At 55.3% G+C, this 23,642-nt stretch carries 41 protein-coding genes; 17 read left to right on the forward strand and 24 right to left on the reverse strand.

Translation table 11 applies throughout. The features are described 5' to 3' along the window. Positions 1 to 75: 75 nt before the first annotated feature. The 4 genes from ACH3PB_RS03280 to ACH3PB_RS03295 all read left to right on the forward strand — a co-directional run bounded on the left by ACH3PB_RS03280 (position 76) and on the right by ACH3PB_RS03295 (position 4,996). A complete protein-coding gene (locus ACH3PB_RS03280; RefSeq protein WP_416398063.1) occupies positions 76 to 531 on the forward strand; it encodes a response regulator in 456 nt (151 codons plus the stop codon). Next, complete coding sequence (locus ACH3PB_RS03285) at positions 532 to 2,475, forward strand: response regulator (protein WP_416398064.1); 1,944 nt, start codon at positions 532 to 534, stop codon at positions 2,473 to 2,475. Positions 2,476 to 2,654: 179 nt separating this feature from the next. Continuing rightward, positions 2,655 to 4,073, forward strand: coding sequence for an ATP-dependent RNA helicase DbpA (gene dbpA, locus ACH3PB_RS03290; RefSeq protein WP_416398065.1), 1,419 nt, complete (start codon positions 2,655 to 2,657; stop codon positions 4,071 to 4,073). Positions 4,074 to 4,093: 20 nt separating this feature from the next. Next, on the forward strand, positions 4,094 to 4,996 hold the full coding sequence (locus tag ACH3PB_RS03295; RefSeq protein WP_416398066.1) for a carbohydrate kinase family protein: 903 nt from the start codon (positions 4,094 to 4,096) through the stop codon (positions 4,994 to 4,996). Positions 4,997 to 5,006: 10 nt separating this feature from the next. On the opposite strand, the gene ACH3PB_RS03300 is transcribed toward ACH3PB_RS03295, so the two are convergent. The 24 genes from ACH3PB_RS03300 to ACH3PB_RS03415 all read right to left on the reverse strand — a co-directional run bounded on the left by ACH3PB_RS03300 (position 5,007) and on the right by ACH3PB_RS03415 (position 16,799). After that, positions 5,007 to 6,512, reverse strand: coding sequence for a DEAD/DEAH box helicase (locus ACH3PB_RS03300; protein WP_416398067.1), 1,506 nt, complete (start codon positions 6,510 to 6,512; stop codon positions 5,007 to 5,009). Between the two features lie 262 nt (positions 6,513 to 6,774). Further along, positions 6,775 to 7,380, reverse strand: coding sequence for a VPLPA-CTERM sorting domain-containing protein (locus ACH3PB_RS03305; RefSeq protein ID WP_416398068.1), 606 nt, complete (start codon positions 7,378 to 7,380; stop codon positions 6,775 to 6,777). A gap of 311 nt (positions 7,381 to 7,691) precedes the next feature. After that, complete coding sequence (locus ACH3PB_RS03310; protein WP_416398069.1) at positions 7,692 to 8,963, reverse strand: Arm DNA-binding domain-containing protein; 1,272 nt, start codon at positions 8,961 to 8,963, stop codon at positions 7,692 to 7,694. Further along, complete coding sequence (gene xisR, locus ACH3PB_RS03315; RefSeq protein ID WP_416398070.1) at positions 8,936 to 9,190, reverse strand: excisionase family protein; 255 nt, start codon at positions 9,188 to 9,190, stop codon at positions 8,936 to 8,938. The genes ACH3PB_RS03310 and xisR overlap by 28 nt, the downstream gene beginning before the upstream one ends. After that, positions 9,190 to 9,423: a hypothetical protein gene (locus tag ACH3PB_RS03320; RefSeq protein WP_416398071.1), complete on the reverse strand. Its 234-nt coding sequence runs from the start codon at positions 9,421 to 9,423 to the stop codon at positions 9,190 to 9,192. The genes xisR and ACH3PB_RS03320 overlap by 1 nt, the downstream gene beginning before the upstream one ends. After that, positions 9,420 to 9,626 carry a hypothetical protein gene (locus tag ACH3PB_RS03325; RefSeq protein WP_416398072.1) on the reverse strand — a complete coding sequence of 69 codons (207 nt, stop codon included), beginning with the start codon at positions 9,624 to 9,626 and terminating at the stop codon, positions 9,420 to 9,422. Before ACH3PB_RS03325 ends, ACH3PB_RS03320 begins: the two co-directional genes overlap by 4 nt. Next, a complete protein-coding gene (locus ACH3PB_RS03330; RefSeq protein ID WP_416398073.1) occupies positions 9,623 to 9,916 on the reverse strand; it encodes a hypothetical protein in 294 nt (97 codons plus the stop codon). The genes ACH3PB_RS03325 and ACH3PB_RS03330 overlap by 4 nt, the downstream gene beginning before the upstream one ends. Then, on the reverse strand, positions 9,913 to 10,404 hold the full coding sequence (locus tag ACH3PB_RS03335; RefSeq protein ID WP_416398074.1) for a hypothetical protein: 492 nt from the start codon (positions 10,402 to 10,404) through the stop codon (positions 9,913 to 9,915). Before ACH3PB_RS03335 ends, ACH3PB_RS03330 begins: the two co-directional genes overlap by 4 nt. Beyond that, complete coding sequence (locus tag ACH3PB_RS03340; protein ID WP_416398075.1) at positions 10,394 to 10,612, reverse strand: hypothetical protein; 219 nt, start codon at positions 10,610 to 10,612, stop codon at positions 10,394 to 10,396. The genes ACH3PB_RS03335 and ACH3PB_RS03340 overlap by 11 nt, the downstream gene beginning before the upstream one ends. Beyond that, on the reverse strand, positions 10,609 to 10,938 hold the full coding sequence (locus ACH3PB_RS03345; protein WP_416398076.1) for a hypothetical protein: 330 nt from the start codon (positions 10,936 to 10,938) through the stop codon (positions 10,609 to 10,611). Before ACH3PB_RS03345 ends, ACH3PB_RS03340 begins: the two co-directional genes overlap by 4 nt. Continuing rightward, positions 10,935 to 11,159, reverse strand: a complete 225-nt coding sequence (locus ACH3PB_RS03350) for a hypothetical protein (RefSeq protein WP_416398077.1) — start codon at positions 11,157 to 11,159, stop codon at positions 10,935 to 10,937. Before ACH3PB_RS03350 ends, ACH3PB_RS03345 begins: the two co-directional genes overlap by 4 nt. Next, entirely contained in the window at positions 11,156 to 11,815 is a 660-nt protein-coding gene (locus tag ACH3PB_RS03355; RefSeq protein ID WP_416398078.1) for a hypothetical protein, read from the reverse strand. Before ACH3PB_RS03355 ends, ACH3PB_RS03350 begins: the two co-directional genes overlap by 4 nt. Continuing rightward, positions 11,812 to 12,552, reverse strand: coding sequence for a hypothetical protein (locus ACH3PB_RS03360; protein ID WP_416398079.1), 741 nt, complete (start codon positions 12,550 to 12,552; stop codon positions 11,812 to 11,814). The genes ACH3PB_RS03355 and ACH3PB_RS03360 overlap by 4 nt, the downstream gene beginning before the upstream one ends. A gap of 36 nt (positions 12,553 to 12,588) precedes the next feature. After that, positions 12,589 to 13,017 carry a single-stranded DNA-binding protein gene (locus tag ACH3PB_RS03365; RefSeq protein ID WP_416398080.1) on the reverse strand — a complete coding sequence of 143 codons (429 nt, stop codon included), beginning with the start codon at positions 13,015 to 13,017 and terminating at the stop codon, positions 12,589 to 12,591. Next, complete coding sequence (locus tag ACH3PB_RS03370; RefSeq protein WP_416398081.1) at positions 13,017 to 13,658, reverse strand: YqaJ viral recombinase family protein; 642 nt, start codon at positions 13,656 to 13,658, stop codon at positions 13,017 to 13,019. The genes ACH3PB_RS03365 and ACH3PB_RS03370 overlap by 1 nt, the downstream gene beginning before the upstream one ends. Next, a complete protein-coding gene (locus ACH3PB_RS03375; RefSeq protein WP_416398082.1) occupies positions 13,655 to 14,263 on the reverse strand; it encodes an ERF family protein in 609 nt (202 codons plus the stop codon). The genes ACH3PB_RS03370 and ACH3PB_RS03375 overlap by 4 nt, the downstream gene beginning before the upstream one ends. After that, positions 14,260 to 14,388 (reverse strand): hypothetical protein, encoded by a 129-nt coding sequence (locus tag ACH3PB_RS03380; protein WP_416398083.1) that lies wholly within the window; start codon positions 14,386 to 14,388, stop codon positions 14,260 to 14,262. The genes ACH3PB_RS03375 and ACH3PB_RS03380 overlap by 4 nt, the downstream gene beginning before the upstream one ends. A 105-nt stretch (positions 14,389 to 14,493) precedes the next feature. Further along, positions 14,494 to 14,619 (reverse strand): hypothetical protein, encoded by a 126-nt coding sequence (locus tag ACH3PB_RS03385; protein WP_416398084.1) that lies wholly within the window; start codon positions 14,617 to 14,619, stop codon positions 14,494 to 14,496. Then, positions 14,616 to 14,945 carry a hypothetical protein gene (locus ACH3PB_RS03390; protein WP_416398085.1) on the reverse strand — a complete coding sequence of 110 codons (330 nt, stop codon included), beginning with the start codon at positions 14,943 to 14,945 and terminating at the stop codon, positions 14,616 to 14,618. Before ACH3PB_RS03390 ends, ACH3PB_RS03385 begins: the two co-directional genes overlap by 4 nt. After that, positions 14,942 to 15,193 (reverse strand): hypothetical protein, encoded by a 252-nt coding sequence (locus ACH3PB_RS03395; protein WP_416398086.1) that lies wholly within the window; start codon positions 15,191 to 15,193, stop codon positions 14,942 to 14,944. Before ACH3PB_RS03395 ends, ACH3PB_RS03390 begins: the two co-directional genes overlap by 4 nt. Beyond that, entirely contained in the window at positions 15,190 to 15,432 is a 243-nt protein-coding gene (locus ACH3PB_RS03400) for a hypothetical protein (RefSeq protein WP_416398087.1), read from the reverse strand. Before ACH3PB_RS03400 ends, ACH3PB_RS03395 begins: the two co-directional genes overlap by 4 nt. Continuing rightward, a complete protein-coding gene (locus tag ACH3PB_RS03405) occupies positions 15,429 to 15,620 on the reverse strand; it encodes a hypothetical protein (RefSeq protein ID WP_416398088.1) in 192 nt (63 codons plus the stop codon). Before ACH3PB_RS03405 ends, ACH3PB_RS03400 begins: the two co-directional genes overlap by 4 nt. Further along, positions 15,617 to 15,796 (reverse strand): hypothetical protein, encoded by a 180-nt coding sequence (locus ACH3PB_RS03410; RefSeq protein ID WP_416398089.1) that lies wholly within the window; start codon positions 15,794 to 15,796, stop codon positions 15,617 to 15,619. Before ACH3PB_RS03410 ends, ACH3PB_RS03405 begins: the two co-directional genes overlap by 4 nt. Before the next feature lie 649 nt (positions 15,797 to 16,445). Then, entirely contained in the window at positions 16,446 to 16,799 is a 354-nt protein-coding gene (locus ACH3PB_RS03415) for a helix-turn-helix domain-containing protein (RefSeq protein ID WP_416398090.1), read from the reverse strand. Positions 16,800 to 16,910: 111 nt separating this feature from the next. Here ACH3PB_RS03415 and ACH3PB_RS03420 point away from each other — a divergent pair, with 111 nt between their 5' ends. The 13 genes from ACH3PB_RS03420 to ACH3PB_RS03480 all read left to right on the forward strand — a co-directional run bounded on the left by ACH3PB_RS03420 (position 16,911) and on the right by ACH3PB_RS03480 (position 23,535). Continuing rightward, positions 16,911 to 17,111, forward strand: a complete 201-nt coding sequence (locus ACH3PB_RS03420; protein WP_416398091.1) for a hypothetical protein — start codon at positions 16,911 to 16,913, stop codon at positions 17,109 to 17,111. A gap of 546 nt (positions 17,112 to 17,657) precedes the next feature. After that, the gene (locus tag ACH3PB_RS03425) at positions 17,658 to 18,641 is read left to right on the forward strand and encodes a hypothetical protein (protein ID WP_416398092.1); all 984 of its coding nucleotides are present in this window, start codon (positions 17,658 to 17,660) and stop codon (positions 18,639 to 18,641) included. Further along, a complete protein-coding gene (locus ACH3PB_RS03430; protein ID WP_416398093.1) occupies positions 18,641 to 19,306 on the forward strand; it encodes a DUF6475 domain-containing protein in 666 nt (221 codons plus the stop codon). Before ACH3PB_RS03425 ends, ACH3PB_RS03430 begins: the two co-directional genes overlap by 1 nt. Beyond that, complete coding sequence (locus tag ACH3PB_RS03435; protein ID WP_416398094.1) at positions 19,290 to 19,541, forward strand: hypothetical protein; 252 nt, start codon at positions 19,290 to 19,292, stop codon at positions 19,539 to 19,541. Before ACH3PB_RS03430 ends, ACH3PB_RS03435 begins: the two co-directional genes overlap by 17 nt. Continuing rightward, positions 19,538 to 20,413, forward strand: coding sequence for a hypothetical protein (locus tag ACH3PB_RS03440; RefSeq protein ID WP_416398095.1), 876 nt, complete (start codon positions 19,538 to 19,540; stop codon positions 20,411 to 20,413). Before ACH3PB_RS03435 ends, ACH3PB_RS03440 begins: the two co-directional genes overlap by 4 nt. Next, positions 20,410 to 20,613: a hypothetical protein gene (locus ACH3PB_RS03445; RefSeq protein ID WP_416398096.1), complete on the forward strand. Its 204-nt coding sequence runs from the start codon at positions 20,410 to 20,412 to the stop codon at positions 20,611 to 20,613. Before ACH3PB_RS03440 ends, ACH3PB_RS03445 begins: the two co-directional genes overlap by 4 nt. Then, positions 20,610 to 21,110 (forward strand): hypothetical protein, encoded by a 501-nt coding sequence (locus tag ACH3PB_RS03450; RefSeq protein ID WP_416398097.1) that lies wholly within the window; start codon positions 20,610 to 20,612, stop codon positions 21,108 to 21,110. Before ACH3PB_RS03445 ends, ACH3PB_RS03450 begins: the two co-directional genes overlap by 4 nt. A gap of 153 nt (positions 21,111 to 21,263) precedes the next feature. Continuing rightward, positions 21,264 to 21,479, forward strand: coding sequence for a hypothetical protein (locus ACH3PB_RS03455; RefSeq protein WP_416398098.1), 216 nt, complete (start codon positions 21,264 to 21,266; stop codon positions 21,477 to 21,479). After that, positions 21,476 to 21,913 carry a recombination protein NinB gene (locus ACH3PB_RS03460; protein WP_416398099.1) on the forward strand — a complete coding sequence of 146 codons (438 nt, stop codon included), beginning with the start codon at positions 21,476 to 21,478 and terminating at the stop codon, positions 21,911 to 21,913. The genes ACH3PB_RS03455 and ACH3PB_RS03460 overlap by 4 nt, the downstream gene beginning before the upstream one ends. Next, positions 21,910 to 22,230, forward strand: a complete 321-nt coding sequence (locus ACH3PB_RS03465; RefSeq protein ID WP_416398100.1) for a nuclease domain-containing protein — start codon at positions 21,910 to 21,912, stop codon at positions 22,228 to 22,230. The genes ACH3PB_RS03460 and ACH3PB_RS03465 overlap by 4 nt, the downstream gene beginning before the upstream one ends. Further along, positions 22,227 to 22,604: a hypothetical protein gene (locus ACH3PB_RS03470; RefSeq protein ID WP_416398101.1), complete on the forward strand. Its 378-nt coding sequence runs from the start codon at positions 22,227 to 22,229 to the stop codon at positions 22,602 to 22,604. Before ACH3PB_RS03465 ends, ACH3PB_RS03470 begins: the two co-directional genes overlap by 4 nt. Continuing rightward, positions 22,601 to 22,747: a hypothetical protein gene (locus tag ACH3PB_RS03475; RefSeq protein WP_416398102.1), complete on the forward strand. Its 147-nt coding sequence runs from the start codon at positions 22,601 to 22,603 to the stop codon at positions 22,745 to 22,747. Before ACH3PB_RS03470 ends, ACH3PB_RS03475 begins: the two co-directional genes overlap by 4 nt. Further along, a complete protein-coding gene (locus ACH3PB_RS03480) occupies positions 22,744 to 23,535 on the forward strand; it encodes a transposase family protein (protein ID WP_416398103.1) in 792 nt (263 codons plus the stop codon). The genes ACH3PB_RS03475 and ACH3PB_RS03480 overlap by 4 nt, the downstream gene beginning before the upstream one ends. Positions 23,536 to 23,642 lie beyond the last annotated feature (107 nt).

Genomic DNA, 23,642 nt, shown 5'->3' on the forward strand with positions numbered 1-23,642 from the left:
ATACCAAAATGGAAAAACTGCTCGATAACACTTCTACCGCGCCACAGGCGATGGCCGAGACACAAGGACATTCTGATGCCAAACACCCGTAAAGCTGTTCGAATCCTGATGGCTGATGACGACGAGGACGACCGCGAGTTGTGTCGCGACGCTATTGAAGAAAGTCGCGTACTGAACACGGTGGATTTCGTGACGGATGGTATCGAACTGCTGGACTATCTGCACAACCGTGGAGAATTCGCGGACAAGGAGAAGTATCTCCGTCCGGACCTGATTCTGCTCGACCTGAACATGCCTCGGATGGACGGGCGCGAGGCCCTCAAGGAAATCAAATCGGACCCGGCGCTGCGCCGGATTCCGGTTGTCATTCTCACGACCTCGAAAGCCGAAGAAGACCTGTTGAGCGGCTATGATCTCGGCGCTGCGTCTTACATCACCAAGCCAGTGACCTTTACCGAGCTCGTAGGTCTGATGCGGGCACTGGGGAATTATTGGGTGGAGTTCGTGACGCTCCCCGGGTCGGATCACTAGATGGTCAAGGAAGCAGCTCTGCGGGTAAGCGTGCTTCTGGTCGAAGACGATGAAGATGACTACCTGCTGACGAATGATCTTCTGGAAGACATCCCCAACGTCGAGTTCGACCTCGACTGGGTGTCGACGCCGGATGATGCTCGACGGGAAATGCGCCTCAATCGTCATGATATCTGCCTGCTGGATTATCGGCTAGGGCCTGAGGAAGGCACTGCCTTGCTGAAACAGGCGCCTTGCCTGGGCTTCACGGCGCCCATCATCATGCTCACTGGGCAGGATGATAGTGAGAAGGACGCACTGGCGATGAAGCTCGGCGCGGTGGACTACCTGCTCAAGAGTCATCTCGACGCGCACCAGCTGTCTCGTGCCGTGCGTTACGCACTCGCGCGGCGAGAAGCCGAGGTCGAGCGTCTCAAGCGCCTGAGGGCGCAGTCGGAGAACGATTCGAAGAGTCAGTTCCTCGCCCATATCAGCCATGAAATCCGTACGCCTCTCACGGCCATCCTGGGTTTCACTGAGCTGATGATCAACAAGGATCCGGATCGGGATGTTCTTCAGGGGCTACAGGTCATACAGCGCAACGGTCAGCACCTGAGAAGCCTGCTCAATGACGTACTTGATTTCTCCAAGATCGAAGCGGGACAGCTCGAGCTCGAAGTTGCTGAGGTGCGGCTGGCTGATGTGTTGGCAGACGTCTGGTCCATTTTCAGCGTTGCTGCCGAAGACAAGGGCATAGAACTGCTGTTCAAGACCAGTGAAATGCTGCCGGAAGCCATCATGACGGATGCGGTTCGCTTGCGTCAGATTCTCATCAACCTCATTGGTAACGCCGTCAAGTTCACTCATGAAGGTTCAGTCACCCTTACTGTGAGCGCGCCGCCAGCAGAGGGCGGTCGTGCGCCGAATCAACTCGCATTCGAAGTAAGAGACACCGGGCCCGGTGTGCCCGCGGAAGCACAGCATCTCCTCTTCAAGCCATTCGCGCAGGCGGGCACCAGTCTGACAAGGATGGAGGGAACTGGCCTCGGACTCGCCATCAGTCAGCAGCTCGCTGAACGCCTGGACGGTTCGGTCAGTTTTCACGCGCCGGAAGGTGGCGGCGCCTGTTTCACGCTGCGTATCGGGGTCGGCGAAATTGCAGACGCACCACGCGCGCCATTGACCCTTGATGCCCGCCGAGGCATTGAGCCCCGGCGAATCGAGCCGGCGCTCAGGGGTACGGTTCTGGTGGTCGACGATGTGGAAGACATTCGTCATCTCATCGGGCAGTGGGTGAGTCAGACAGGCGCAGAGGTGCTATTTGCTGCTGATGGCCGAGCGGCAGTTGAAACTGTGTCGAGCATGCAGGCGAAGCAACGCGCGCCCCTCGTTATCCTTATGGACATTCAGATGCCACTGATGGATGGACATGAAGCGACGCGGCAGATCCGTGGTCTGGGTTTTGACGGTCCAATCATCGCGTTGACCGCCGCGACGCTGCAGGGGGATCGTGAGAAGTGTCTGCAAAGCGGCTGCACCAGTTTTCTCAGCAAGCCGCTCAACCCAAGTGTACTTGTTTCGGCCTTGCGGCGGGCAATGCCAGAGCCATCGACCATCGGCCAGGTGGTCAACGTACTTCTGGTCGAGGACGACACAGATGCCGCAGACGCACTGGCTTACCTGCTTCGACATCTTGATTGCACTGTTGCCACCGCTGGGAGTGGCGCCGAAGCCTTTGAGCGGCTCCAGCAGACCACGCCAGACCTCATACTGCTTGATCTGAATCTGCCTGATACTCATGGCTTCGATCTCGCGAAGCGTATCCGGGAGGCTGGCTTCGCCGACTGTCGAATCTGTATCCTCTCCGGGGAAGCCGTATCACTCGACGCTGCGAAGGCCGCCGGTGCAAATGACTGCCTGTTGAAGCCGGTAGATCTGGCTACGCTAAGGGCAGCAATCTCCTGAGCCCTTGCTTGGACAGGCAGGTTCCATTCGGCCTACCGATGCCGCCGGGCGTGGTGCTGAATGAGGACGCATAGAAGCCTTATAAGACTTGCCTGCAACAGCGAAACCCCGTAGCGTGAGCGATATCAGAACTAGCCCCCAGCCCTTTCATAGCCTCACAGTCATCCCAAGGAATTGCCATGAAGCAGGATGCGTTTTCCGCACTGCAGTTACGCCCCGAACTTGCCGACAATCTTGCCGATCTCGGCTTTGCCAGCATGACGCCCATCCAGAGCCGAAGTCTTCCGCCCATACTTGAGGGCAAGGACGTTATTGCCCAGGGGCAGACGGGCTCCGGTAAGACAGCGGCCTTCGGTCTCGGCCTGCTGAATCAGTTGAAAGTCGAGCGCTTCCGCACTCAGGCGCTCGTCCTCTGCCCAACCCGGGAGCTGGCAGACCAGGTGGCCCGCGAAATTCGACGGCTGGCGCGAGGCATTCACAATATCAAGGTGCTCACGCTCTGTGGTGGCATGCCCTTCGGCCCACAGATCGGCTCGCTGGAACACGGCGCGCATATCGTCGTGGGAACGCCGGGCCGCATCGACGAGCATCTGCGCAAAGGCTCTCTCAAGGTTGAAGAGGTCTCGATGCTGGTGCTCGATGAAGCCGACCGCATGCTCGACATGGGCTTTCAGGAGGTGCTGGATGCCATCGTCGAGCCTTTGCCCACCGCACGTCAGACACTGCTGTTCAGCGCGACCTACCCACCTGAAATTCAGGCTATCGCCCGCCGAGTGATGCAGAGTCCAATCCTCATTCAGGTAGAATCCGAACACACTGATGCCACGATAAAGCAGTTGCTCTACCGTGTTGCAGGCACACCTGTGGGCCAGAGTGGCGGTGAAGGTGAGACCGCCCGAACACTCGCTGTACGAGCACTGATCGAGCATTATCGCCCAGACTCCATGCTGGTCTTCTGTAATACCAAGATCGAAACTCAGGCGCTCGCCGATACGCTCAGGGATGCCGGCTACAGCGCCGTCGCCCTGCATGGCGATCTGGAACAGCGCGATCGTGATCAGACCCTCGTTCAGTTCGCGAATCGAAGCGTCTCGATACTTGTCGCGACCGATGTGGCGGCACGCGGCCTCGACATCGACTCGATTGACCTCGTGCTCAACTACCATATCGCCCACGATGCTGAAGTGCATACCCATCGCGTAGGCCGTACCGGACGAGCTGGCGGCAGTGGTGTGGCCATCACGCTCTTCGAAGCCAGGGAGCAGCACAAGGTCGACAAGCTTCAGGCCTTCCTTGACAAGACCTTTGATCTGCTTGGCGAATTGCCACCACCACCCAGGAACAGCACTTTGCCACCTGCGGCGATGACCACGCTGCAGATCGACGCTGGCAAGAAACAGAAAGTGAGGCCAGGCGATATCCTCGGCGCGATAACAGGTGAGGGCGGTATACCTGGCGACCAGGTCGGCAAGATCCAGATCTTCGATCAGTTCGCCTACGTCGCGCTCCGCCAGCAGGTCGCGGAGCACGCGCTCAGACAACTTAACAGTAACAAGCTGAAGGGGCGCTCCGTTCGGGCGCGACGCCTCTCGGCATAAACATGAGTGAGAGAGAAAACATGAATAAAGTCGTCGTGATCGGCGGTTGCTCGGTGAACAGCATCATCCACCTTGATGAACTACCGACTGGTGGGTCGGGGACGGTGATAGCCCGTGATAGCTATAAGGCAGTCGGTGGCACCGGCGCTGGCAAGGCCCTCAATCTGAAGGCGCTTGGCATTGATGTTCACCTGCACAGCCTGCTCGGTGATGATGCTGAGGGCCGGACCGTTCAGACGACAATAGCCAACGCGGGAGTGGTCCTCGAACTTGCCGCCCACACTCAGGCGGATGGCGCACTAGCGCCGACAGAGCAGCATGTGAACCTCATGCTACCTGAGGGACACAGAGTCTCGATCTATACGCATCCGCCAGCCTCCAAGTCAGATACAGACTGGGACAGATTTGCGACAGAAGCCAATGACGCAGACGTCATTGTCGTTAATATCCTTGAGTATGTCCGCGATGCATTGCCGGCGCTGACGCGCCTCGGCAAACCGATTTGGACTGACCTGCATGACTACCGCGATGGCGTGGAATATTACGACTGTTTTATCGAGGCCGCCGATGTCATCTTTTTATCCGATACGAACCTGACCGATTACCGCGCCACCATGCGCACACTCATCGAGCGCTCGGAGCTGGTTATCTGCACGCATGGCGAAGCCGGCGTCACATTGTTGAACAAGGCGGGCGACTGGTATAAGCAAGAGGCATTGAAAGTGGAAAAGGTCGTGGATACCAACGGTGCTGGCGACGCGTTCTTCAGTGGTTTTCTGAAAGGCCATCTCTCAGACTACCCGCTTGAGGCCTGTCTGAGACTGGCTGCTGCATGTGGGGCGCTTGCAGTACAGTCGCGCTCACTCTGCGGTGAGCACTTGTCGATCGAAACAGCTGCTGCGATGACACAGCAGCCGTCTTGAAGGGCGTATTCTAGCGATTGCCGTTCACATCTGCTCTCTGGGGTGACCGATTTCCACCGCCAGCTCCGCCGCTGCCGGGTCGGCCCGCAGAGCGCTGTGGTCGCTGGCCGCCTGGTCGGCCGGCGTCACTACGTCCACCTGACCCAGATCTCTGACCATCCGGTCGTGCACCGCTCCGCTGGCCGCCGTTGGCACTGCCGCCACCTGGTGCTGCAGCTCGCTGGCCCGAGCGTTGTCCAGTTGCATGACGTGGATTCTTTGAAGCTGGCTTGTGACCCTGGGCGTTCTCGCCACTACGCTGGCCGTCTCGATGACCAGAGCTCGGACGCTTTGGACGGGCTTGCCGTGGTCCACGGGTATCAAGCATGGCATCAGGTACGTCATGCACCGGTTCGAAACCCTCGACAGTCTCACGTGGAATCTTCTTCTTGATCAGGCGCTCGATGTCCGCCAGCATTCTCGACTCATCGGCACTGACCAGCGATACGGCCTGACCACTGGCGCCGGCACGGCCGGTGCGTCCAATGCGATGCACATAGTCCTCAGGCACGTTCGGCAAATCGAAGTTCACCACCTGCGGCAGCTGGTCGATATCCAGTCCACGTGCCGCGATATCAGTAGCGACCAGCACCCGCGTGTCACCAGCCTTGAACTCCGCCAGCGCCTTGGTCCGCGCACCCTGACTCTTGTTGCCATGGATTGCGGCCGCTTTGATACCCTGGATCTCCAGGTACTTGGTCAGTTTATTGGCGCCATGCTTGGTCTTGGTAAAGACGAGCACCTGCTCCCATTTGTTCTCTTTGATCAGGTATGACAGCAGTGGTGCTTTCTGTTTCTTGTCGACAGTGCTGATCCACTGGCGGACGAGTGCAACCGTCGTATTCGGCGGGCTGACAGACACTTCAACAGGATCATTTACCAGGCCTTTCGCCAGGGCACGAATCTCGGTGGAGAAGGTCGCTGAGAACATCAGCGTCTGACGCTGCTTCGGCAGCACCGCCAGGATGCGCTTTATATCGTGGATGAAGCCCATGTCGAGCATGCGATCGGCTTCATCGAGAATCAGCACTTCGAGCTGGTTGAACCTGACGGCATTCTGGTTGTACAGGTCTAGCAGACGGCCAGGGGTGGCGACGAGAATATCGACGCCCTTGCGAAGCTGCATCATCTGCGGGTTGATCTTTACACCACCGAAGACCACTGCGGAACGCATTGGCAGATTCTTGCCGTAGGTCGCCACACTTTCGGCGACCTGGGCTGCGAGTTCTCGTGTTGGTGTGAGTACGAGCGCACGCACCTGGTTTGGCTGCGCTCTGTCACCCTTGGAGAGAATTTCAAGCAGCGGCAGGGTGAAGCCAGCTGTTTTACCGGTACCGGTTTGTGCGGCAGCCATCACGTCGCGACCTTTCAGGACGGCAGGGATAGCCTGGGCCTGTATAGGTGAAGGCGTTGTATAGCCTTCTTCAGCAACAGCTTCAAGAATGGCAGTCGACAGACCGAGTGAGGCAAAACTCATAGGCAGATTTCTCTTGGTGGGAATTCAATAAGTATCGGGACGGGCAGAATTGATACGTTGCAATGGCTGTTTATACGCCAGAGGCGGGGCAGCTTACCTTAAACGGGTGGTCAAAGCCATGTTCGCGAACCGGCGAGTTCGGCAACTGCCGTTTTTCACGCGGTAGAAACGAAAAAATCGGAGTGCCCCGTAAGGAGCACGCCGATTTAGCGAAACAGCCAAAGAGCGAACCCTTCGACTATTCAAGAGGCTCTGCTGAGGCTCAGGCCTTGGCAGCAGCTTTACGCTTGTGGAATCCTACCAGGCCAGCGAGGCCTGACAGGAATAGCCATGCTGCAGCCGGGAGTGGCACTGGGGTAGGGTTGTCTACGCCAGTACCTGGGCCATCACCGCTGCCGTAAATGTTGAAATGAGAAAGTCCAGCACCCTGTTTCGGTGCGATGAAAACTTCGAAAGCACTCGCCAGACTCTCAACTGACCATACGGCCCAGCTCAGGTCGAGGTTATTGCCGACTTTGACGCCGATAGCCAGGCTGTCATAGGAAGCCCAGAGCGTTGGGTCGATTGAAAAGCTGAAAGCACGCGATGAGCCTTGTGAAGTTACTTCAGTCCAGGCTGAACTGTTTTCGGTGTTGCTGATGAACTCATAACCAGCACCATTGGCGCTAGTGAGAAAAGGATCCGAAGCATTGCCATTGATATTTCCGCTGCCGTAGGCAAGACAGCTTGTTGCAGCGGTCAGACCAAAAGCACGTTGGCTGTCACTACCGTTACATGCTGTGTACTGGGCTGGAACAGACGCGCTGAATGCCATTGAACTGGCAGCCGACAGAACAGTAAAAACCAAGACCTTACCGATAGCAGTCATACAACGCTCCAGTGTAAATATATGTTACGAAAATTTACTCGTGTGTAACGAGTCTACAGGATGGTAAAAGAAAGGCCAGTAGCTTGGTGTAACTAATGCGGGAATTGTGAGCGGTGCATCAATATCTGCAATGAGGGCAGGCGTCTGAAATTGATTTGCCGATATTTGAGGATGAAGTTGCGCGAGCTGGAAGCCAGCGGAAAAACTGGCGGAGAGAGAGGGATTCGAACCCTCTACGGCCATTTTCTGCATCTTCCTACACCTCGCTACACCCCGCTAATTCAGCCACTGTATATATAGTGGTCGGCGTATCAGGATGTACGTTGAAGTTCGTTTTGCCCCATTTTTGCCCCAGCCTGAAACTCCCCATTGATCATCTGTGTCACCAGCCCGGCCATGCTCGGCGCGTCCGTTGGTATCCATCGGCCATAGTGCCGCTTGATCATGTTGGTATCAGCATGCCCCAGCGCCCTCGCTACCCATTCAAGCGGCACATAATGGCTCAATGCCTGGCTGGCGAACGTATGCTTACACTGGTTCGGGCCTCGATGCCTGACCTTCGCCTTCCGTAGCATGGACGAGAACCATCTGTGCAGGCTGGAATTGTGCCACGGCTCGCCGCTGACGCTGTTCAGGAACACAAACCTGAGCGATTCAGTCCGCGTTGAATTGTTGTCGCGCTGCATGACCTCGACCGGCTTCGCTTCCAGCATATAGGTTTCCGCGTACTGCCGACGAATCCACGGCATAGCCTGCCCCAATAACTCAACCTGGCGAGCTCGGCTTTTCTCCTTCGGCACCTTATAGAACGACTCGACGCGCGCCCGCTTGATATTTAATCGCCAGTGCTCAGGGTTCGTCATATCGATATCTTCCCACGCCAGCCCGATCAGTTCGGATGTTGAAAGGCCTGTCCAGCAATTGAACAGCACCATATTCCGCTCACCCTCCCGGTGCGTCTTCATCTTCTCAATGGCGGCCAGCTCTTCCTTATTGAACGGATCGGCTGACTCATCAGCATCAAACTCGACATTCGTAATGCGTTCGAGAGGGTTCGAACTCATCAGCTCGTCGCAATAGGCGTTGTGCCAGATGCCGCGAACGATGGTGAATATGTCGTTGACGGTCTTCGCAGACAGGCCCGACTTGAGCAGATCGGTCTGGAACATTTCAATTTCAGACTTCGGGATTTTGGCAATCAGGGCGTCGCCCCATTTGTTCACGACGTGCTTCGACTTGCTGGCGTAATTGCGGTAGGTGCTTTTGGCCTTCTTCGCCTCCTGCACCGATAGCCAGGATTCGACGGCCTCGCGCACAGTACGGGGCGCAGTATTGAGCCCCTTGGCCTTTGCGATGTGCGGAGAGTTTGGGAAGTGTGCGGCGTAGTCGAATCGATTCTCTGCGATCTCGACCAGGATAGTGGCGCGCTTCCGTGCGCAGTAGGTGATATTTCCCTTCGTAATCGTTTGGGTAATGCGCTCTCGGTAGCGCTTACCCTGATACATGAACCAAATTCTCAGCGACTTGCCGTGAATTTCCACCCCATCGGGCAGCTTCACGCTGCCACGTCGCCCTGCATCCATTGTTCAATTTCCTGCCAGTTATAAACCCAGAGTCCCTTCGGGTTCATCTTACAATGCTTCCCTTCGAGCCAATCCCCGTTTTTACGATACCAGTCCGCTGAGGCCTTGGTCATCCCAAAAAGCGGCATGAGCAGGTTAGGATAGACCCATTTCGCCGGGTGAACCGGGATGCCTGGCTGAATTGTGGGCTCGGCCGGCTTTCTCTCTTTCTTCTCTGCTGCGCTCATTACTGCTTCTCCGTCACAACAAACCGTTCGTCAAATTCGGGTAGCTCTTCCCAGTAGTCGGGCTGAAATCCGGGCTGAAACGCCCTTCTCTTGAGCGCATCTATCCAAGCGCCTGAATCAGCGTCATACCTGGCAAGTTCCGCAATGTCGCCTGTATGAGGCTCATAGACGAAATACACTCCATCCTTCTTCGGCCTCACGCTCACCGGGTATATCTTCCGCTGCTCAGTCATGGCGTTACCTGCTTTATCTCGTCGCCAGCGATACCGCCAAGCGTCAGTGTTGATCCGTCTTTGAACTTATAAACCGTTCGGCCGCTATCGTTATCGGTGCAATGGCCTTTGGCAGCGGCTATGCACATATCGCGGGTGACGTGACCAGACAGAAAGCCGTGGATGTGCTTCCTGAAATCTTTAATCTGCTGTGCGACTGTCATTCGCCTTGCCTCCTCTTCGCACGCCATTCGTCGCGCTGCTGAATGAAATACTCAGCCGCTTCAAATACGCTTTCGCCAGACGCGGTTAAAACATCCTTAGCGTCACGTTCTGCTGTGCGCAGGTAGATTTCTTGTGCAAATCTCTCGATCTCTGATTCTCTACCCCAGTGTTCGAGCGTAATGAACTGCTGCAGATCGGCCAGCATCGAATCCTGCTCTGCTAGACTGAGCGTGTCCCGCTCGCTCCGTAATCTGTCGCATATCTGACGTGCTTCGCCTGGCAATATCATCCCCCAATCCTCTTTCTCAACTCTGCCAGCTCCTTCTCGTACCGTAGCGCCTGTTCGCGCATGGCGGCTTTGTGGGCTTTCTGGATGGCCGCGTCGTATGCTTCGTCGTAATGCAGAGGCGGCACCTCGATTTCCGGTTCAGGCTCTTTGATCGGTGGTGGGGCTGGAGGTGTAGCTGGCTTGAACCACTGGACCACCGTACCGGGTGTCTCCCACTTACAGCCATAGTGGATCGGATCATAGCGAGCCTCTTCAACTGAGCCATTTAGAAGCTGGACCAAAAAGCGTCCTTCGTTGTCAGGTTGCTCATCAGCTACCCACTCGCCTTGAGCCTTCGCCAGTTCGGCTTCGTGCTGTGCGATCATGTCCCTTATGCCTTGCGCAACTTCAGCAATCATGTTTGAAACCTGTGCCGTAGTTCTCGCCATATGGTAATCGGCCAGGAATAGACAGCTGCTCAGCGCCTCTTTTCCGAAATCATTGTTCATCAGATATCTCCACGGTAGGGGCTTCGATCCAGCCCAGACAGTTCTGCTCGCTTACCAAATGAGGTAACACCCACTGGTTTGCTGTCCTGCTGTACCAACCGTTTGCAGTTGAAACAGCTCTCTTTTTCTCGCCTATCTCTCGAACCACCAGAACAGTGCGTTCCTTGTACTCGCCTTCTGGCGGCTCGCTCATCGGATTCAGTTTCATAATCCCTCCTTCGGGAATGTTGGTGGCGAGACGGGAATCCAGCGGGCTGTGTCTTCCATCATTGTGTAATAGCCTTCGTATGCTTCTAATGCTGCTGAATAGAGAATGCTTTCTTTGTACCTCTCTGTTGCTAAACAAAGCAGAGGCTCACTCTCTGTCTTTAACCAGAAGTATTGCCCCGCCTCTGGGTAGTCAGGAGCAACGCGCACTGCTTGCGGCTCCAGCAACTCCCGCTTCAGCGCCAGAACCTCGGCCCGTGCAGCTTGGGCTTCGCGGCTGTGCTGCTCGCACAACATGCAGCAGCCTGTGGTGTCGTCTAGGCTCATTGGGCCTCCTTCAAGTCATCCAGTAGCATGTACAGATCGCTCGCCAGTTCTGGAATATGATCTGCAATGTTCTCGGCATAGGTTTCAAGGGCGGCGCGGCAGGCGGCTACGTGCTTTTGATCGCCTTCATTATCGAGACGCAGCACGAAGAAGATTTGACCGTCTACAGGCTTGCCGTCTGTCCGCTCGACGCGGTACTTGTTGTACAGTCCTGTGCTCATTGGGCCTCCTGTGCTTTGCGCTCGTCCAGCATTCGTCTGGCGGTGTGCATGTCCGTGTAGTTGAAGGCGCTATGCACCTTGTCGAGCAAGAAATTCTGCTCCTCAATGATCTGGCTCAGTGTCTCGATAGTTACAGATCGGTCCTTTACAGTAGCTCGCGACCGCACCAGCTCAGCATCCTGCTGCTTGAGCTTGGCTTCCAGCTCCGAAATATCGTCAAACCCTTTCGTGACTTCACGCTTCCAGCCTTGAATTGCTTTGGCTTGCGCTTGCAATTCTGACTCCTGCTGCTTGAGCTTGGCTTGTAGCTCCCTGATTTGAGCGTTCTGCTTCGCCAGTTCGGCCCGTTGATTTGTCCGCTTCTCTTCCAGCTTATTGGCTTCAGCGCAATGCGATTCTGAACACTGTTCCCAATGCCGTCGTGCGTGCTGCTCCTGATTCAGTTCGTCTTCAAGCTCCTCAGACTTCGCTTCAGCCTGCTTGAGCTTGGCTTGTAGCTCGTCTCGCTCAGCAGTTCGCTGATTGAAGTGCGTGCGCCACTTTTCGCAATCCGTTTGGCTTTCCAGCAGCTCCGCTTCCAGCTCCTCGGCCCTTGCCGCTTTGGCGAGGACTTCGGTTAGGGGGCGCTCCATCATTTCGCGTTCTAGTGCTGTCATTTTTTCGGGCCTTTTTCTGGGTTTCTGGAGCCGGGTGGTAACGAAAGCGCATGCTCTGGCCAGCCATTATTCAGCCGATATGTCACCATGCTGTGGGTGAAATTATTCTTTCTAGCAAACTCCGCAACCGTTACCCCGCCAACAAGCCTATTAGTTCGTTTATTACACCCTTGTTCAGATGGAGTCGCCCAGCGCACGTTACTTGGCTCGTAATCGCCATCGTTGTTGATTCTGTCTAGAGACATATCCGGAGATGGTCGATCACCGACATCCTTCAAAAAACAAGCAAACTCAGCCCATTCCGGACAGACTGAAATCCCTCTTCCGCCATAGTTTTCATACTTGCTAGCCTTCGGGTTGCTGCACCTAGCACGCATATTTTTCCAGATATAATAGAGCGGGCGCTTTTTCTTTCTGGCATAGCCGTGAGTCCATTTGTTTTCGCGCGAATTAGCCCGCGCAAAGCACCCACAAGAGGCAGCAGTTTGCGATGTAACGAAGAGCCTCTTGGCTTCTGAAAGATTGTTTGCCGCCTTGGGCTTTGTAATCCCGCAACGTAGGCATTTTGTCCAGAAGTGCCTGCGCGTGTTTACCGTTCCAACCGTCCGGCCACTAGCCGTTTTTTCAAACGTGGATCCCGCGTACCCAACGACTTCCAGGAAAGAGAATTTCTCCCCTGTCCAGTCTCGTGCTGCGGGGCTTAACGGTTTGGCGTAATCAATACTTATGGCTTTCATGCTTCCCCCTGTGCCGTCCCTGGCGTTGTTGTTAGATCAAAATGGCACGTCTGAGTCGAAGTCATCCATCGGGTCTAGTGCCGACTCCGGCTGAGCCGCCTGCCTCTGAGGCTCCTGCCGCCCGCTATACTCCGGTGATCCGCTGTTGTCGCCTTTGCTGTCGAGCATCTGAAGCTCTTCAACGATGAATTTCGTCCGGTACTGCTTCACGCCATCCTTATCCCAGGTGTCTGTCTGAAGGCGGCAGCGAACGAGAACCTTGCTGCCTTTCTTCAAATACTGGTTGCAGATTTCTGCCAGCTTTCCGAAGGCCGTCATGTCGAGCCATTCAGTGGATTCTTCACCCTTGTATTTGCGACTGCAGGCAATGGAAAAGCCGCTAATGATCATTCCCGACTGTGTCGCTTTGGCTTCAGGATCTTTGCCTAAACGCCCAGAAAATGTGCATGAATTGAAATCTGACATTACGCTGCCTCTACTGTGTATTGTGATGAATCGATAACCTTCGCTGTCTTGTCGATCAGCTTCCTGAACTCGTCTATCCGCGCCATGAGCCGCTTGAACTCGTCCTGAGTCTTCTCTCTGTAGACCCGGCAGCGATACAGCTGCTTATCGGGCGGGAAGTCCGCGCAGTACGAGATCGAGTCAATCCAGTCGCGCTGTGTGAAATGGACGTTCCCGATGATCTGCCACTTATAGACAGGGTCTATCGTCTGGCGCTTGATGTTTGCGAAGTGAATGGCCGGGATAACCGACTTGATTTCAACCTCGCCATCGTCATACACCAGCCCATCTGGGGAGCAGCCAATATCATCCAGCTCGAAAAACCCGCCGTTGCTGACCGTTGAAAACGTCTCCGCTTCGTACAGCGCCCGCGCCAAACCTTCTTGCTCGTGCCCGCGTTCCATGTGCGAGTTTGAGAACCCGCCACCAACCGGCCTGCCTATGGCTCGTTCGATGCAGATATTCACCGCATACTGCTTTGCGGGTTCGCCAAAGGCCTTTCCTTCATGGGCCATCAGCTTTGACAAATTGGACGACGTGATTCTGCCGACGCGGAGCGCAAGCCATGCGTCCGTGTTCTGCTCCACGTCGTGAAAGATCACGCGGCACCTGCCTGTGCGGGCTCGCTGTTAGCCTCTTCCATAATCATCCGTCTGACTTCCGGGCTGATTTCCATGTGCTCCAGAACAGCGACAAGGTTGCCATCACGCTTGTAGGCTGCAATGGCATTGCCCCATGCCTTAGTGCCTGGCTTCAGCGCTGGTTTTGATTGCGCCTGCGCGGCCTTCTGAGCCTGCTGACGGGGCGCTGCTGCCGTAGCTGCGTTACCGTCGTCATCTTCCTGCGCAATGCCGCACACAGCCGCTAATGAGTACCTGCGCAAGTAGGTGAGAGCGGAGCCGACTTGCTGGGCGTCATGCTTAGCAATCGGCGTGCAGCACTCGGACTCGATGTACTCACCCGATGAGTGCATGAGCAGCGTTGTCAGCGTCACCAACTGCTCGCCGTAACCAGGCATCTGGACGACGCTCAGGCCGTGCTTAGACAGCACTGGCCGAGTCGTGTTCAGAATCTCCGCAAGGTCCGCGTAAGAGCTTTTGAAGTGCGGGTTCTTACTGTTCTTCGCCGCGTTGCCTATCTCTGCCTGAGCCTTCGCCAGAGCGCTTGCCAGCTCCTTCAGAGACTCGGATTTCGTTACGTTGCTCATTTCTGCTCACCCGCTGTAATTCGATTAATCTCGCTAACGTTAACGACCACCTGAGCCGCCAGACCCAAAACCAGCACGACCAGCGCGCACATCAGAAGCTCAGCTTTCCGGATTCTCGTTTTCATGTGTTGTGCTCCTTATTATTTTGTCGAGGCCTTTCATTTGTCGGTCGAATGCTGCTGCTGTGAGTAGCAGGATCAGGATGCCGGCTAGAGTGAAGATGGTTATGCTCATTTGCCTTGCTCCTCTGGCCGGCAGCCTGCTTCAAGCTGCTCCACCTTGTCCGTCAAATCACGAATGGAGACTGCGGCGACAAACAGAATGCTGAAAAATACGATCATCACGAACCCGTTCACGCCGCCTCCTCCTTCGCCAGAATCTCATCAGCCCCAAGCTTCACAGCCCGCTCAATCATCTTTCTGATCGAAGTCTCGTTAAGGTCCGTGTAACCTCGTGAAGCCCATGCCAGCAGCTCACAGAGGACGTTGCTGTCTTCCAATTCGCGGAACATCTTCACGCTGGACATGTCGCCCGACTTCAGCTGGTCGCAGATTTCATCGTGCCGCCGCTCCGACTTCTCCTGAGCGTCCCAAACCCGTTCGCCGGCCTCGTCTTCGAGCTTGTAATCGCCCAGGTAGATGGCTGTTTGCATCAGATCGTGTGGTTGTCTTGGTGCGCTCATATAACCTCCGAAAAACCTGGTCGATTGGCTCGTCTCTGCTTCGAAAACCACTTGCCGAACTTGTCCCAAACTGCCTCTGGGATATCCTCAAACTTGCACTGCTTCTCGCCGTGCTTGTCGTATGAAAAGTCAGGGCCGAGGTAATGGTGAAAGTCGCAATAGAACCGGACGCCGTTGTGAATGAAGTAGGTGTCCGTCCGTCTGAAATGCGCTATGCCGCCTGGAATCCTTACCGCATGACTGCTCATCGTCCTGCCGCCTCTGTGATGTTTGAAATTGCGTCGAGCATCTGGTCCATTCGGTACACGGCGAGGCCCGCAACTCTCGCTTCTGCCGTGCGGCCTTCTTTCAGGTACAAGGTCACGTCGTGCCGCATGTTGTCCCTGATGGCATTGCAGACGATCACGGTGTTACAGATCGTTGCCTCTAGTGACTCGGCGTTGCAGTACATGATTGCCTGGGCCATAAGCCTCTGTGCGTCGTTCATAGCGGTCTGCTCCACAGGTCGCGCTCTTCCAGTTCGTCGCACAGTTCCTCGTGCAACTCCCAATTCTGTTCAGCGTGTGCTTTGTGAATCAGTCGGATCAGCTCGGCGTCTGTCTCGATGTTGTCCCACTTGGAAGGCGGGCGCTTTGGGTTGAGCCAGGCCCATGCTCTTTTGAGTTGTGCGATCATTTGCCAGCCCTCGCAAGAACGTCAGCGCAGTAAGAGAAGGCGGTCGGGAAGTGCTTGCAGTTGTAGGCTTCGTCCCGCTTCGCATCTTCGTAGCCGGTCGGGCCGACGTAGGTGAGGATCGCCCAGACGATGCCGAAGCATGCTGCGTATTTGAGGACTCTTAAGGTGGCTTGCATGGACATAACCCCGTTTTTCGTTTCACTATAGTGAAAACTATACGCGGTTTTAGGGGTATGTCAATGCACGATCGTGAATTTATTTAGGGGTTACGAGGCTTTTTTTGCGGATAGGGCTTGGTGGCACAGGTGCTGGATTCGTTGAACATCGTCGAGAATCGTTTCGATCTGGTCAAGGCGCTGGATAATTGTGTAGTCAGGAAAGCCTGTTGAGGCTTCGAGCCTAATGCAAGCTGCTTTGAAATGGACCTTGCTCTCAAGTGCATCTACAAGGGCGACAACATTTTCCATAATTGACGACTCAGCTAAAAATGAAGGTGGAAAGTGTAGCTATTTCGACGACGCATCATGTCGTTTCAAGCCAACAGAGCTTTAAACTAGGTCAAAGTTTGCTCTGCTGAGAGCCAATGTAGCCGGTTCAAGATTTCATTGCAATGAACGGAAACGCTAGAAGTGTCAACCACTTAAGGTTGACATTAACGTCGCTGGAAAATATAAATGTTCAAATTCTGATCAGGCTTGAGAGGGGCGGTCTGGCTAAGCGGTTGATAACCTTATTGCCATGCCGATTAGCCAAAATTTTATAGTCTGGAGCGACGCAAATATCAACCCCCGCAAAAAGCAAGAATCATTGCCTAATTGTAATGAATTAAGGCTTGCTGGTGCGTGCTGCCTGGAGTGCAGACAGGTCAGATAGGTAAGCAAGGGCCTTGTCTTGTGCCTGCGCATCAAGGCCTTCAAAAATCTTTAGGGCTTTGAGTGAGGCATCGCTCCTGCCCGCAACGAATTGATTATCTGGCAGTATCAGCGCCCAGCCGGGCATTTTCAGCCCTTCAGACAGGCGATCGAGCACGTCAAGGGTAATGTTGTTTTTTTCCCTGGCGTTCTCGATGTAGCCGATCTGAGACACGCTGACACCGCATCGGGCGTGAAGATCCTTGCGCTCCAGCCCGAGCGCCTCCCGCCTGGTGATCATGTTCTTACCTAAGTTTTGCTTAAGCACCCGGTAACTCCTGTCGTGGATAAATCACTCGCTCTTCATGATAGTGGCATTGCATTTCACGGTGACTGCATATATTCTATTCACGATCGTGAAATTAACTTGGAGCAGAGCATGGATATTCCGACCCTTCTATCCGCCCTTCGCGAGCACAAAGCTCGCACAGGAAAAACCTGGCGGGAGATATCGGACGAGAGCGGAATCGGCCTGTCATCGCTCACAAAAATTGTGACAAGAGAGCCCGAATCGGTGGACCCGAAGTACTCGACCGTCGAGAAAATCATCACCTTTTTACAGCATCAAAAAGCCGCGTAGACGGCTCTCAACGAACATAAATACACGGAGATAGGACATGAAACGCGACAGGAGGTCTGTACGTGATACGCAGAAGCGAATTTCAGTCAACGAATACGACATAGAGCGAGTCTCACGGCTCCTAGATGCAATAGGTGGGGAGGAAGCCCGCCTGATGTACCGCCTTTTCCTGCATGGCCTGAGTGCCTTGGAGCGGGAAATTTTTAATAACAAAAACGAGGCAGCGTGATTCACAGCCAACTGGAAGAACAGTTAAAGCGGGCGGCAGAGCTCGCACCATTCTTCGATCAATTGCGTTCCTGTCGGGACGCAAAAGATTTGTTCCAGCGCATTGTAGATATCGGGAGGGATTCTGAGGAAGGGGCAGGGAAGGCAGAGAAAGGCGCTATTTCTAGCCTAGGTAAAAACCGAACACTCAAGCGTCAGCAGTTTTAACAGGCAAAAAAATAGCCGCTGGCAAGAGCGGCTGTGTGTCCATCACCAGCAAAGGTAAGCAACACGAATGAATACTACCGCACCACGAACAGCTTTCGCAAGGGGGCTTATATGAGCGCCCAACAATCCACTTGGGTCAAGTCTAACGTGCTGCCATTCACGGCGACTCGAACAGCGGGGTTCTATGTGACACCTCGATCTCTCAAGCGCTCCGACGCATGGCGCAAAGCCAGCCTGGTACAGCGCGATGTTTTATCAACCGTACTCGACCTGGCTGAGTACAAGTCAAGCGCGAAGCAAATTGGGTCTGTCATGGTTTATTTGAGCCCTGGCGATCTGCTCACTACGCAGGCAAATCTCACAGCAGAATGCTCGCCCGAAATGACCAGAGACAAGCTGAAAAGAGGTCTAGCGTACTGGAAAAAGCAGGGCGTTTTGACCTTTGAAACCGTCGAATTTCAGGCCCAGACAACACAAGAAGCAGGCCCAGAGAAGGCCCAGAACAAGCGCAACAGGATAACGCTGATAAGGCTTTGTAATTACGAAGAATTTACAGTTTCTTATCATGCCGAAAAAACAGAGCAGGCCCAGAGTAGGCCCAGAGAAGCGGCAAAGGTGGCCCATTCTCTAGTAAGTAATACTGAAGTAATTAAGACACTAGACATAAGTTCTAAAGATTTTTCGCGCGAAGACGCGCCGACAAAAGTTGATCCCGAACTTGATTTTGGTTCTCCCGAACCATCCCCAGAGCCAGCCAAACCGAAAGCCAAGCGAAAGGCGAAGGCGCCAGGAACTTGCGCCCCTGACGCGCTCGAAATCACCGACGCAATGTTCAATTGGGCGCAGAAAACCGGCGTGACCGTCGATCTCGTTTCCGAAACCGAACAGTTCCTCGATCACCACCGGGGAGCGGGCAATCTCAAAACCGACTGGATCGCTACCTGGCGAACCTGGATGCGCAACAGCATCAAGTTTGGCGCGAAGAACAAGCCCCGCTTCGGCGGCCCCCGCACCATCGACGATTTCAAGCGCGAGAACGACGAGCAAACGAAACGCATTCTCGAATCTGGCCTACTCGACGGGATACCTGACTGATGACCAAAAGCGATCTTCCGAAATTTGCGGCGCTCTGGAAAGCCACGGGCGAAATCTACGGCAAGTCGATGTCTGACCAGGCCATATCAATCATTTTCCGACAACTGGCGAAGTACGAGTACAGCGCCGTTGACCGGGCGCTACAGCGTCACCTCGACGACACAGACGGCGGGCGCTTCGTTCCCAAGCCTGCCGATATCGTCCGGTACATCGATGGCGACCTCGGCACCGCGCCGATGCTGGCATGGTCCAAAGTCGATGCGGCCGTCCGCTCCCCCGGCAACAACGCCACGGTGGTTTTTGACGATCCCATCATCATGGCGATCATCGAGGACACAGGGGGCTGGATACGTCTCGGCAAGCTGGACGAGGAAACGTTGAAGTTCTACGGCAATGAGTTTCAGAAGCGTTACAGGGGCTACCAGGCCAAGCCGCCATTGCGCCACCCGCGCAAGCTGATCGGCATCGAGGAGCAGGTAAACGCCCTGGAATACCCCGACTTCATCCCTGAGCCGCGCTTGATCGGTGACCCGCAGAAAGCTCTGGCGATTCTCCGGTCTGGAACAGGCAAAGCATTGCCGTCTGTGCCGCTCTCACAGGTCGCTGGCAAGCAGAACATCATCCGACTGGTCAAAGACTTGGGGGTCGATGATGAAGCGCTTTGAAGACGAAATATTCATGGCCGGCCCACACGACAAAGCCATTGGCAAAGTCGTCCTGGCTGACGTTCTGGCAAGCATCGAAGGCGAGCTGACCAAGGCTGCTGAAGCCCGAAAGGCTGCGGCACTGGCTGCGCGGCGGAAGAACGACGCGGGGCACGCTGAAGACCTGGCTGCGCTGTTCCGATTTCTGGATGAGCGGGCGGCGAAAGAGCGGCTGAAGCTGGAGGATGCGGCGTGAAGAAAATATTCGTCAGTTTCAGCGGCGGCAGAACCTCCGCATTCATGGCCAAGTGGATACAGGATAACTTTTCCGACACTCACGAAATCATCTACGTGTTCGCCAATACAGGCCTTGAGCACGAGAAGACGCTTGAGTTCGTGCACAAGTGCGATCAGGCATGGGGCCTTGGCGTCGTCTGGCTTGAGGCTGTGACCAACGATGGCCGGGTCGGGTGCACGCACAAGGTCGTCAATTTCGAAACCGCTGCGCGCAATGGCGAGCCTTTCGAGGATGTAATTTGCAAATACGGGATCAGCAACCGCGCCTTCCCACACTGCAACCGCGAGCTGAAGCTCAATCCGATCCGAAGCTATACCCGTTCGATTGGCTGGGAGAAAGGCGTCTACCACACGGCTATTGGAATTAGGGCTGATGAAATCGACCGAATGAGCATCAAGGCCAAGGCCGAAAACCTCTGGTATCCGCTCATCAAGCTCGGAGTGACCAAACAGGACGTGCTGACGTGGTGGAGGGGTCAGGAGTTTGATCTCGGACTTTCGGAGCATCTTGGCAACTGCGTTACCTGCTGGAAGAAGACGGACAGGAAGCTCTACACCATAGCTCACGAAGACCCTGCTGCCTTCGACTTCATGAAGCGAATGGAGGCCGAGCACGCTTTGACTGGTGCCGGCGAAGGTGAGCGCGTTTTCTTCAGAAGAAGTCGGTCAGCTGAGCAAATCATTGCTGAGGCCGCAGAGCGAGATTTCCAGCTGTTCAGGGAAGGTCAGCACGAGTACCAGATTCCTCTGTTCGACCTCGATCAACCTAACGGCTGCGAAGAGTCCTGCGACATTTTCAGCGACGACTTCGAGCGGGAGCTTGCAGCATGACCCCAAAACAAAAAGTCCTATCCGCAATCCAGTCCGACGACCTAACCATAGGCCAGATACACGACTGCACCGGCATAGACAAGGGCTCTATCGAAGTGATTCTGCTCGAACTCAAGCGAGCCGGTCAGGCAGCGCTGGCGGTTGATAAGACCTGGCGCGGGTTTGTTCGGGGTCGGGATTTTGGGGGGTATGCCAAATGAGAGACATATCGATAAGCCTGTTCGATCTGACCGGCACCATGCTGAAGCCCTGGCTCGACGCCGGCTATGAGTGTTACAGCGTGGATACCCAGCATCCAGCCGCTTACGAATCCGGTGGGATCACCAGCAACGGCAGAATGCATAAAGTTCATGCCGACCTGATGCGGCCTTGGCTACCTCCTGTTGAGCGTTCGCGCATAGCGTTCGTCTCGGCATTCCCTCCGTGCGATCACCTGGCCGTATCGGGCGCTCGCTGGTTCAAGGGTAAAGGCCTCCGTTTGCTGGCGCGAAGTATCGAAATGTTTGCCACTGCTGCTGAGTTTTGCGAGTGGACAGATGCGCCTTACCTCATTGAAAACCCGGTCAGCAACATAGCAAGCCATTGGCGCAAGTCTGATTACACGTTCAGTCCTCACCATTTCACCGGCTACAAAGCCGAAGACAACTACACCAAGAAAACCTGCCTCTGGACCGGGGGGGGGCTTTGTGATGCCTGAAGCCTACCAGAACGATCTGCTCGGCGCTCCGGATGACCGGATACACAAGGCTCCACCTGGGCCCAGCAGAGCCAACTTCAGAAGCGCCACGCCAGAAGGATTCGCGCTGGCTGTCTTCAAGACAAACGGGCGGCAACTTATGAGGGCAATCGCATGATCGACGGCAAATTCAAACACGAATGCCCGACTTACTCGGGCCTGCTGATTGACGAAACCTGCATCGAGTTCGCCTCGTGTGAATGCTTCAGCGGCGATGAGTTTATCAAAGCGAAGACAGCGGCAGAGGATTACGGCGACGAGTACATGGCGAATCATGCGAAGTGGGTTCGGGAAGGTGGGGCATTGCCGGATTTTGGGGGTGTTGAGTGAGAGAGCATAGCGTCGTCATCCGAGATTACCGCCAGCAGATCGCTCACATTCAGGAGTTGATTCTGCGCGGCCTTCAAGCTGGCCCGGTGCGCCTCAAGTTCGGCAGGCCAACCCGCTCCACGGATCAGAACAACCTTATGTGGGCGTTGCTTAGCGATTTTGCCCGCTCCGTTGAGCACTGCGGCCAGAAGTACAGCCCAGAAGACTGGAAAAACTTGCTCACCGCGACATTTGAGGGCGAGACGCGGTACGCCCCGGCGTTGGACGGTCGAGGGATCATTGCCTTGGGCGCGCAGACCAGCAAATACAGCAAGCGGAAAATGACCGAGTTTATCGAATTTGTGTACGCAACTGGCGCGGATATGGGCGCGGTTTGGTCACAGCAGACCGGGCGCATGTGGAATGAGCATGGCGAAGAGGTACGGGCAGCATGAGGATTCAATCGAAAGCCCTGCGCGATTCTGCCCGTGGCGAGACTTGTACTTTAGCTATCGTTGGCGCCTGTCAGGGCAACACCGAGACGGTCGTTCTCGCGCATCTGCCTGACGAATCCCACGGCATGAGCCGCAAGTCAGACGACATAGCCGCCTGTTTCGCCTGTGCAGACTGCCATGACGTGATCGATGGCCGCCGCCACTGGCCCGGCACGGAGCGCAACGAGGAAAGTTGGTACAAGGCTAGGGCTATGGTCAGAACGTGGCGCCGGTGGATCGACATGGGCTTGGTGACTGTCAAAGGGGTGAAGCGATGAGCCAGCTTGAGAAGACGATGACGCTCCACCTCCGAGCACTGAAAGTTGCCGACCATGAAGCCGAGTACCGGTTTGCGGCCCAGCACGCTGGCGGCACAGGCAAGGGAACGAAGAAGCGCCTGGCAGAAGCCGGGCTACGCGATTGGCGTCTTGATTTCGCCTGGCCTGAATTGCAGATCGCTGCGGAAATCGAAGGCGGTACATGGGTCCAGGGCAGGCATAGCAGAGGCAAGGGTATGGCTGAAGACTGCCGGAAGTACAACGCCGCCGCTCGAATCGGCTGGACCGTTTTCAGATTCGTTTGCGATGACGTTACATCGGGCCATGCCGCGCAGTTCATGGCTGAAGTGGTGCAGGAGGCAATGGGCTCATGAGCGACAGCCAGCTCGAGCAGAAGCAAATCGAAACCCTCTGGACCCGTCTACGCAAGATGATCCAGATGAACGCAGAACTACAGAACGAAAACAGAGTCCTAAAACAACAACTGAACCAGATCAAAAAGGCGGTAGCAGCGTGAACACTCCACATTTTGAAGGCATGAAGTATCGAACCACCAGAGTTTTGCCCGATCAGATCATTCACTTCTACGAATGCTTAACCGGCCTGGAGGAATGCCCGCACTGTTCTGGCAGGCAATTCACCAAAGGCGGCTCCAGGTCAGTAACCCTGCGCCATGACACGCATCGATCAGACCAAGGCGACAAGCCGGTCTATCTGGAAGTGCGTCGGCAGTTCTTCAACTGTGTCGAATGCGGCCTGAAGCCTGGCGCAACTATTCCCGTTCGGCTAGCCACGGTGAAATCTACGCACCACTTTTGGCAGCAGGTCGTCGACAGCAAGCTCTCAGTATTCAGGGCGGGCGCTCATTTCTGCCTCGCTCACAGCACGGTCAAATTGTTTCGGAAGTCTGACGGCAATTACACCCCGCGATCCAAGCGGGCCGAGAACCTACAGAAGCGCAAAGAGCGACCGGACGGAAATGTTAAGCCCACAATGTCACGCGGCATCTATTCAGCCATCTACGCCATTGTTCAGGAGCGCAAGGCGATCAAGGTCAAGGATTTGCTGAACGCGCTGAAGCTCCTCGGCCTTGTCGGCGGTCAAAAGGCGGTTACCGGGCTCACTGGCGACCATATAGCCTCGGTGAACAACGGTGTTCTGAGGCTGAACGACTTCATCCTGCCGGATCACATGCAATGGCCCGCAACCGGCCCAGCCCCGAAAACCATGCTCGGCAAGCACAGGGCAGAGCAGCCAGCAATTCGTCGCCCGCTTATCGGGCTTAACTTGGAGTTAGCAGCATGAAAAATCTCGGCCCATTCATCTTCCTGTCGTTTCTCGTGGTGTCCTGCACTACAGGTCACGTCGCAAACAACTACATCAACAAGAACTGCACCGTCGAACAAACAGAA

The sequence above is a fragment of the Allohahella sp. A8 genome, from assembly GCF_047946665.1.
In the GTDB taxonomy this organism is placed as follows: domain Bacteria; phylum Pseudomonadota; class Gammaproteobacteria; order Pseudomonadales; family Oleiphilaceae; genus Allohahella.

Coding starts and splice junctions, on each gene's coding strand:
- ACH3PB_RS03450 (WP_416398097.1), top strand. CDS start 20,610: ATGAGAGACATATCGATAAGCCTGTTCGATCTGACCGGCACCATGCTG.
- ACH3PB_RS03445 (WP_416398096.1), top strand. CDS start 20,410: ATGACCCCAAAACAAAAAGTCCTATCCGCAATCCAGTCCGACGACCTA.
- ACH3PB_RS03355 (WP_416398078.1), bottom strand. CDS start 11,815: ATGACAGCACTAGAACGCGAAATGATGGAGCGCCCCCTAACCGAAGTC.
- ACH3PB_RS03425 (WP_416398092.1), top strand. CDS start 17,658: ATGAGCGCCCAACAATCCACTTGGGTCAAGTCTAACGTGCTGCCATTC.
- ACH3PB_RS03380 (WP_416398083.1), bottom strand. CDS start 14,388: ATGAAAACGAGAATCCGGAAAGCTGAGCTTCTGATGTGCGCGCTGGTC.
- ACH3PB_RS03310 (WP_416398069.1), bottom strand. CDS start 8,963: ATGGATGCAGGGCGACGTGGCAGCGTGAAGCTGCCCGATGGGGTGGAA.
- ACH3PB_RS03360 (WP_416398079.1), bottom strand. CDS start 12,552: ATGAAAGCCATAAGTATTGATTACGCCAAACCGTTAAGCCCCGCAGCA.
- ACH3PB_RS03455 (WP_416398098.1), top strand. CDS start 21,264: ATGATCGACGGCAAATTCAAACACGAATGCCCGACTTACTCGGGCCTG.
- ACH3PB_RS03430 (WP_416398093.1), top strand. CDS start 18,641: ATGACCAAAAGCGATCTTCCGAAATTTGCGGCGCTCTGGAAAGCCACG.
- ACH3PB_RS03320 (WP_416398071.1), bottom strand. CDS start 9,423: ATGACTGAGCAGCGGAAGATATACCCGGTGAGCGTGAGGCCGAAGAAG.
- ACH3PB_RS03465 (WP_416398100.1), top strand. CDS start 21,910: ATGAGGATTCAATCGAAAGCCCTGCGCGATTCTGCCCGTGGCGAGACT.
- ACH3PB_RS03285 (WP_416398064.1), top strand. CDS start 532: ATGGTCAAGGAAGCAGCTCTGCGGGTAAGCGTGCTTCTGGTCGAAGAC.
- ACH3PB_RS03330 (WP_416398073.1), bottom strand. CDS start 9,916: ATGATATTGCCAGGCGAAGCACGTCAGATATGCGACAGATTACGGAGC.
- ACH3PB_RS03325 (WP_416398072.1), bottom strand. CDS start 9,626: ATGACAGTCGCACAGCAGATTAAAGATTTCAGGAAGCACATCCACGGC.
- dbpA (WP_416398065.1), top strand. CDS start 2,655: ATGAAGCAGGATGCGTTTTCCGCACTGCAGTTACGCCCCGAACTTGCC.
- ACH3PB_RS03280 (WP_416398063.1), top strand. CDS start 76: ATGCCAAACACCCGTAAAGCTGTTCGAATCCTGATGGCTGATGACGAC.
- ACH3PB_RS03395 (WP_416398086.1), bottom strand. CDS start 15,193: ATGAGCAGTCATGCGGTAAGGATTCCAGGCGGCATAGCGCATTTCAGA.
- xisR (WP_416398070.1), bottom strand. CDS start 9,190: ATGAGCGCAGCAGAGAAGAAAGAGAGAAAGCCGGCCGAGCCCACAATT.
- ACH3PB_RS03295 (WP_416398066.1), top strand. CDS start 4,094: ATGAATAAAGTCGTCGTGATCGGCGGTTGCTCGGTGAACAGCATCATC.
- ACH3PB_RS03350 (WP_416398077.1), bottom strand. CDS start 11,159: ATGAGCACAGGACTGTACAACAAGTACCGCGTCGAGCGGACAGACGGC.
- ACH3PB_RS03365 (WP_416398080.1), bottom strand. CDS start 13,017: ATGTCAGATTTCAATTCATGCACATTTTCTGGGCGTTTAGGCAAAGAT.
- ACH3PB_RS03335 (WP_416398074.1), bottom strand. CDS start 10,404: ATGAACAATGATTTCGGAAAAGAGGCGCTGAGCAGCTGTCTATTCCTG.
- ACH3PB_RS03435 (WP_416398094.1), top strand. CDS start 19,290: ATGATGAAGCGCTTTGAAGACGAAATATTCATGGCCGGCCCACACGAC.
- ACH3PB_RS03340 (WP_416398075.1), bottom strand. CDS start 10,612: ATGAAACTGAATCCGATGAGCGAGCCGCCAGAAGGCGAGTACAAGGAA.
- ACH3PB_RS03390 (WP_416398085.1), bottom strand. CDS start 14,945: ATGAGCGCACCAAGACAACCACACGATCTGATGCAAACAGCCATCTAC.
- ACH3PB_RS03470 (WP_416398101.1), top strand. CDS start 22,227: ATGAGCCAGCTTGAGAAGACGATGACGCTCCACCTCCGAGCACTGAAA.
- ACH3PB_RS03305 (WP_416398068.1), bottom strand. CDS start 7,380: ATGACTGCTATCGGTAAGGTCTTGGTTTTTACTGTTCTGTCGGCTGCC.
- ACH3PB_RS03345 (WP_416398076.1), bottom strand. CDS start 10,938: ATGAGCCTAGACGACACCACAGGCTGCTGCATGTTGTGCGAGCAGCAC.
- ACH3PB_RS03375 (WP_416398082.1), bottom strand. CDS start 14,263: ATGAGCAACGTAACGAAATCCGAGTCTCTGAAGGAGCTGGCAAGCGCT.
- ACH3PB_RS03300 (WP_416398067.1), bottom strand. CDS start 6,512: ATGAGTTTTGCCTCACTCGGTCTGTCGACTGCCATTCTTGAAGCTGTT.
- ACH3PB_RS03400 (WP_416398087.1), bottom strand. CDS start 15,432: ATGAACGACGCACAGAGGCTTATGGCCCAGGCAATCATGTACTGCAAC.
- ACH3PB_RS03420 (WP_416398091.1), top strand. CDS start 16,911: ATGGATATTCCGACCCTTCTATCCGCCCTTCGCGAGCACAAAGCTCGC.
- ACH3PB_RS03475 (WP_416398102.1), top strand. CDS start 22,601: ATGAGCGACAGCCAGCTCGAGCAGAAGCAAATCGAAACCCTCTGGACC.
- ACH3PB_RS03410 (WP_416398089.1), bottom strand. CDS start 15,796: ATGCAAGCCACCTTAAGAGTCCTCAAATACGCAGCATGCTTCGGCATC.
- ACH3PB_RS03405 (WP_416398088.1), bottom strand. CDS start 15,620: ATGATCGCACAACTCAAAAGAGCATGGGCCTGGCTCAACCCAAAGCGC.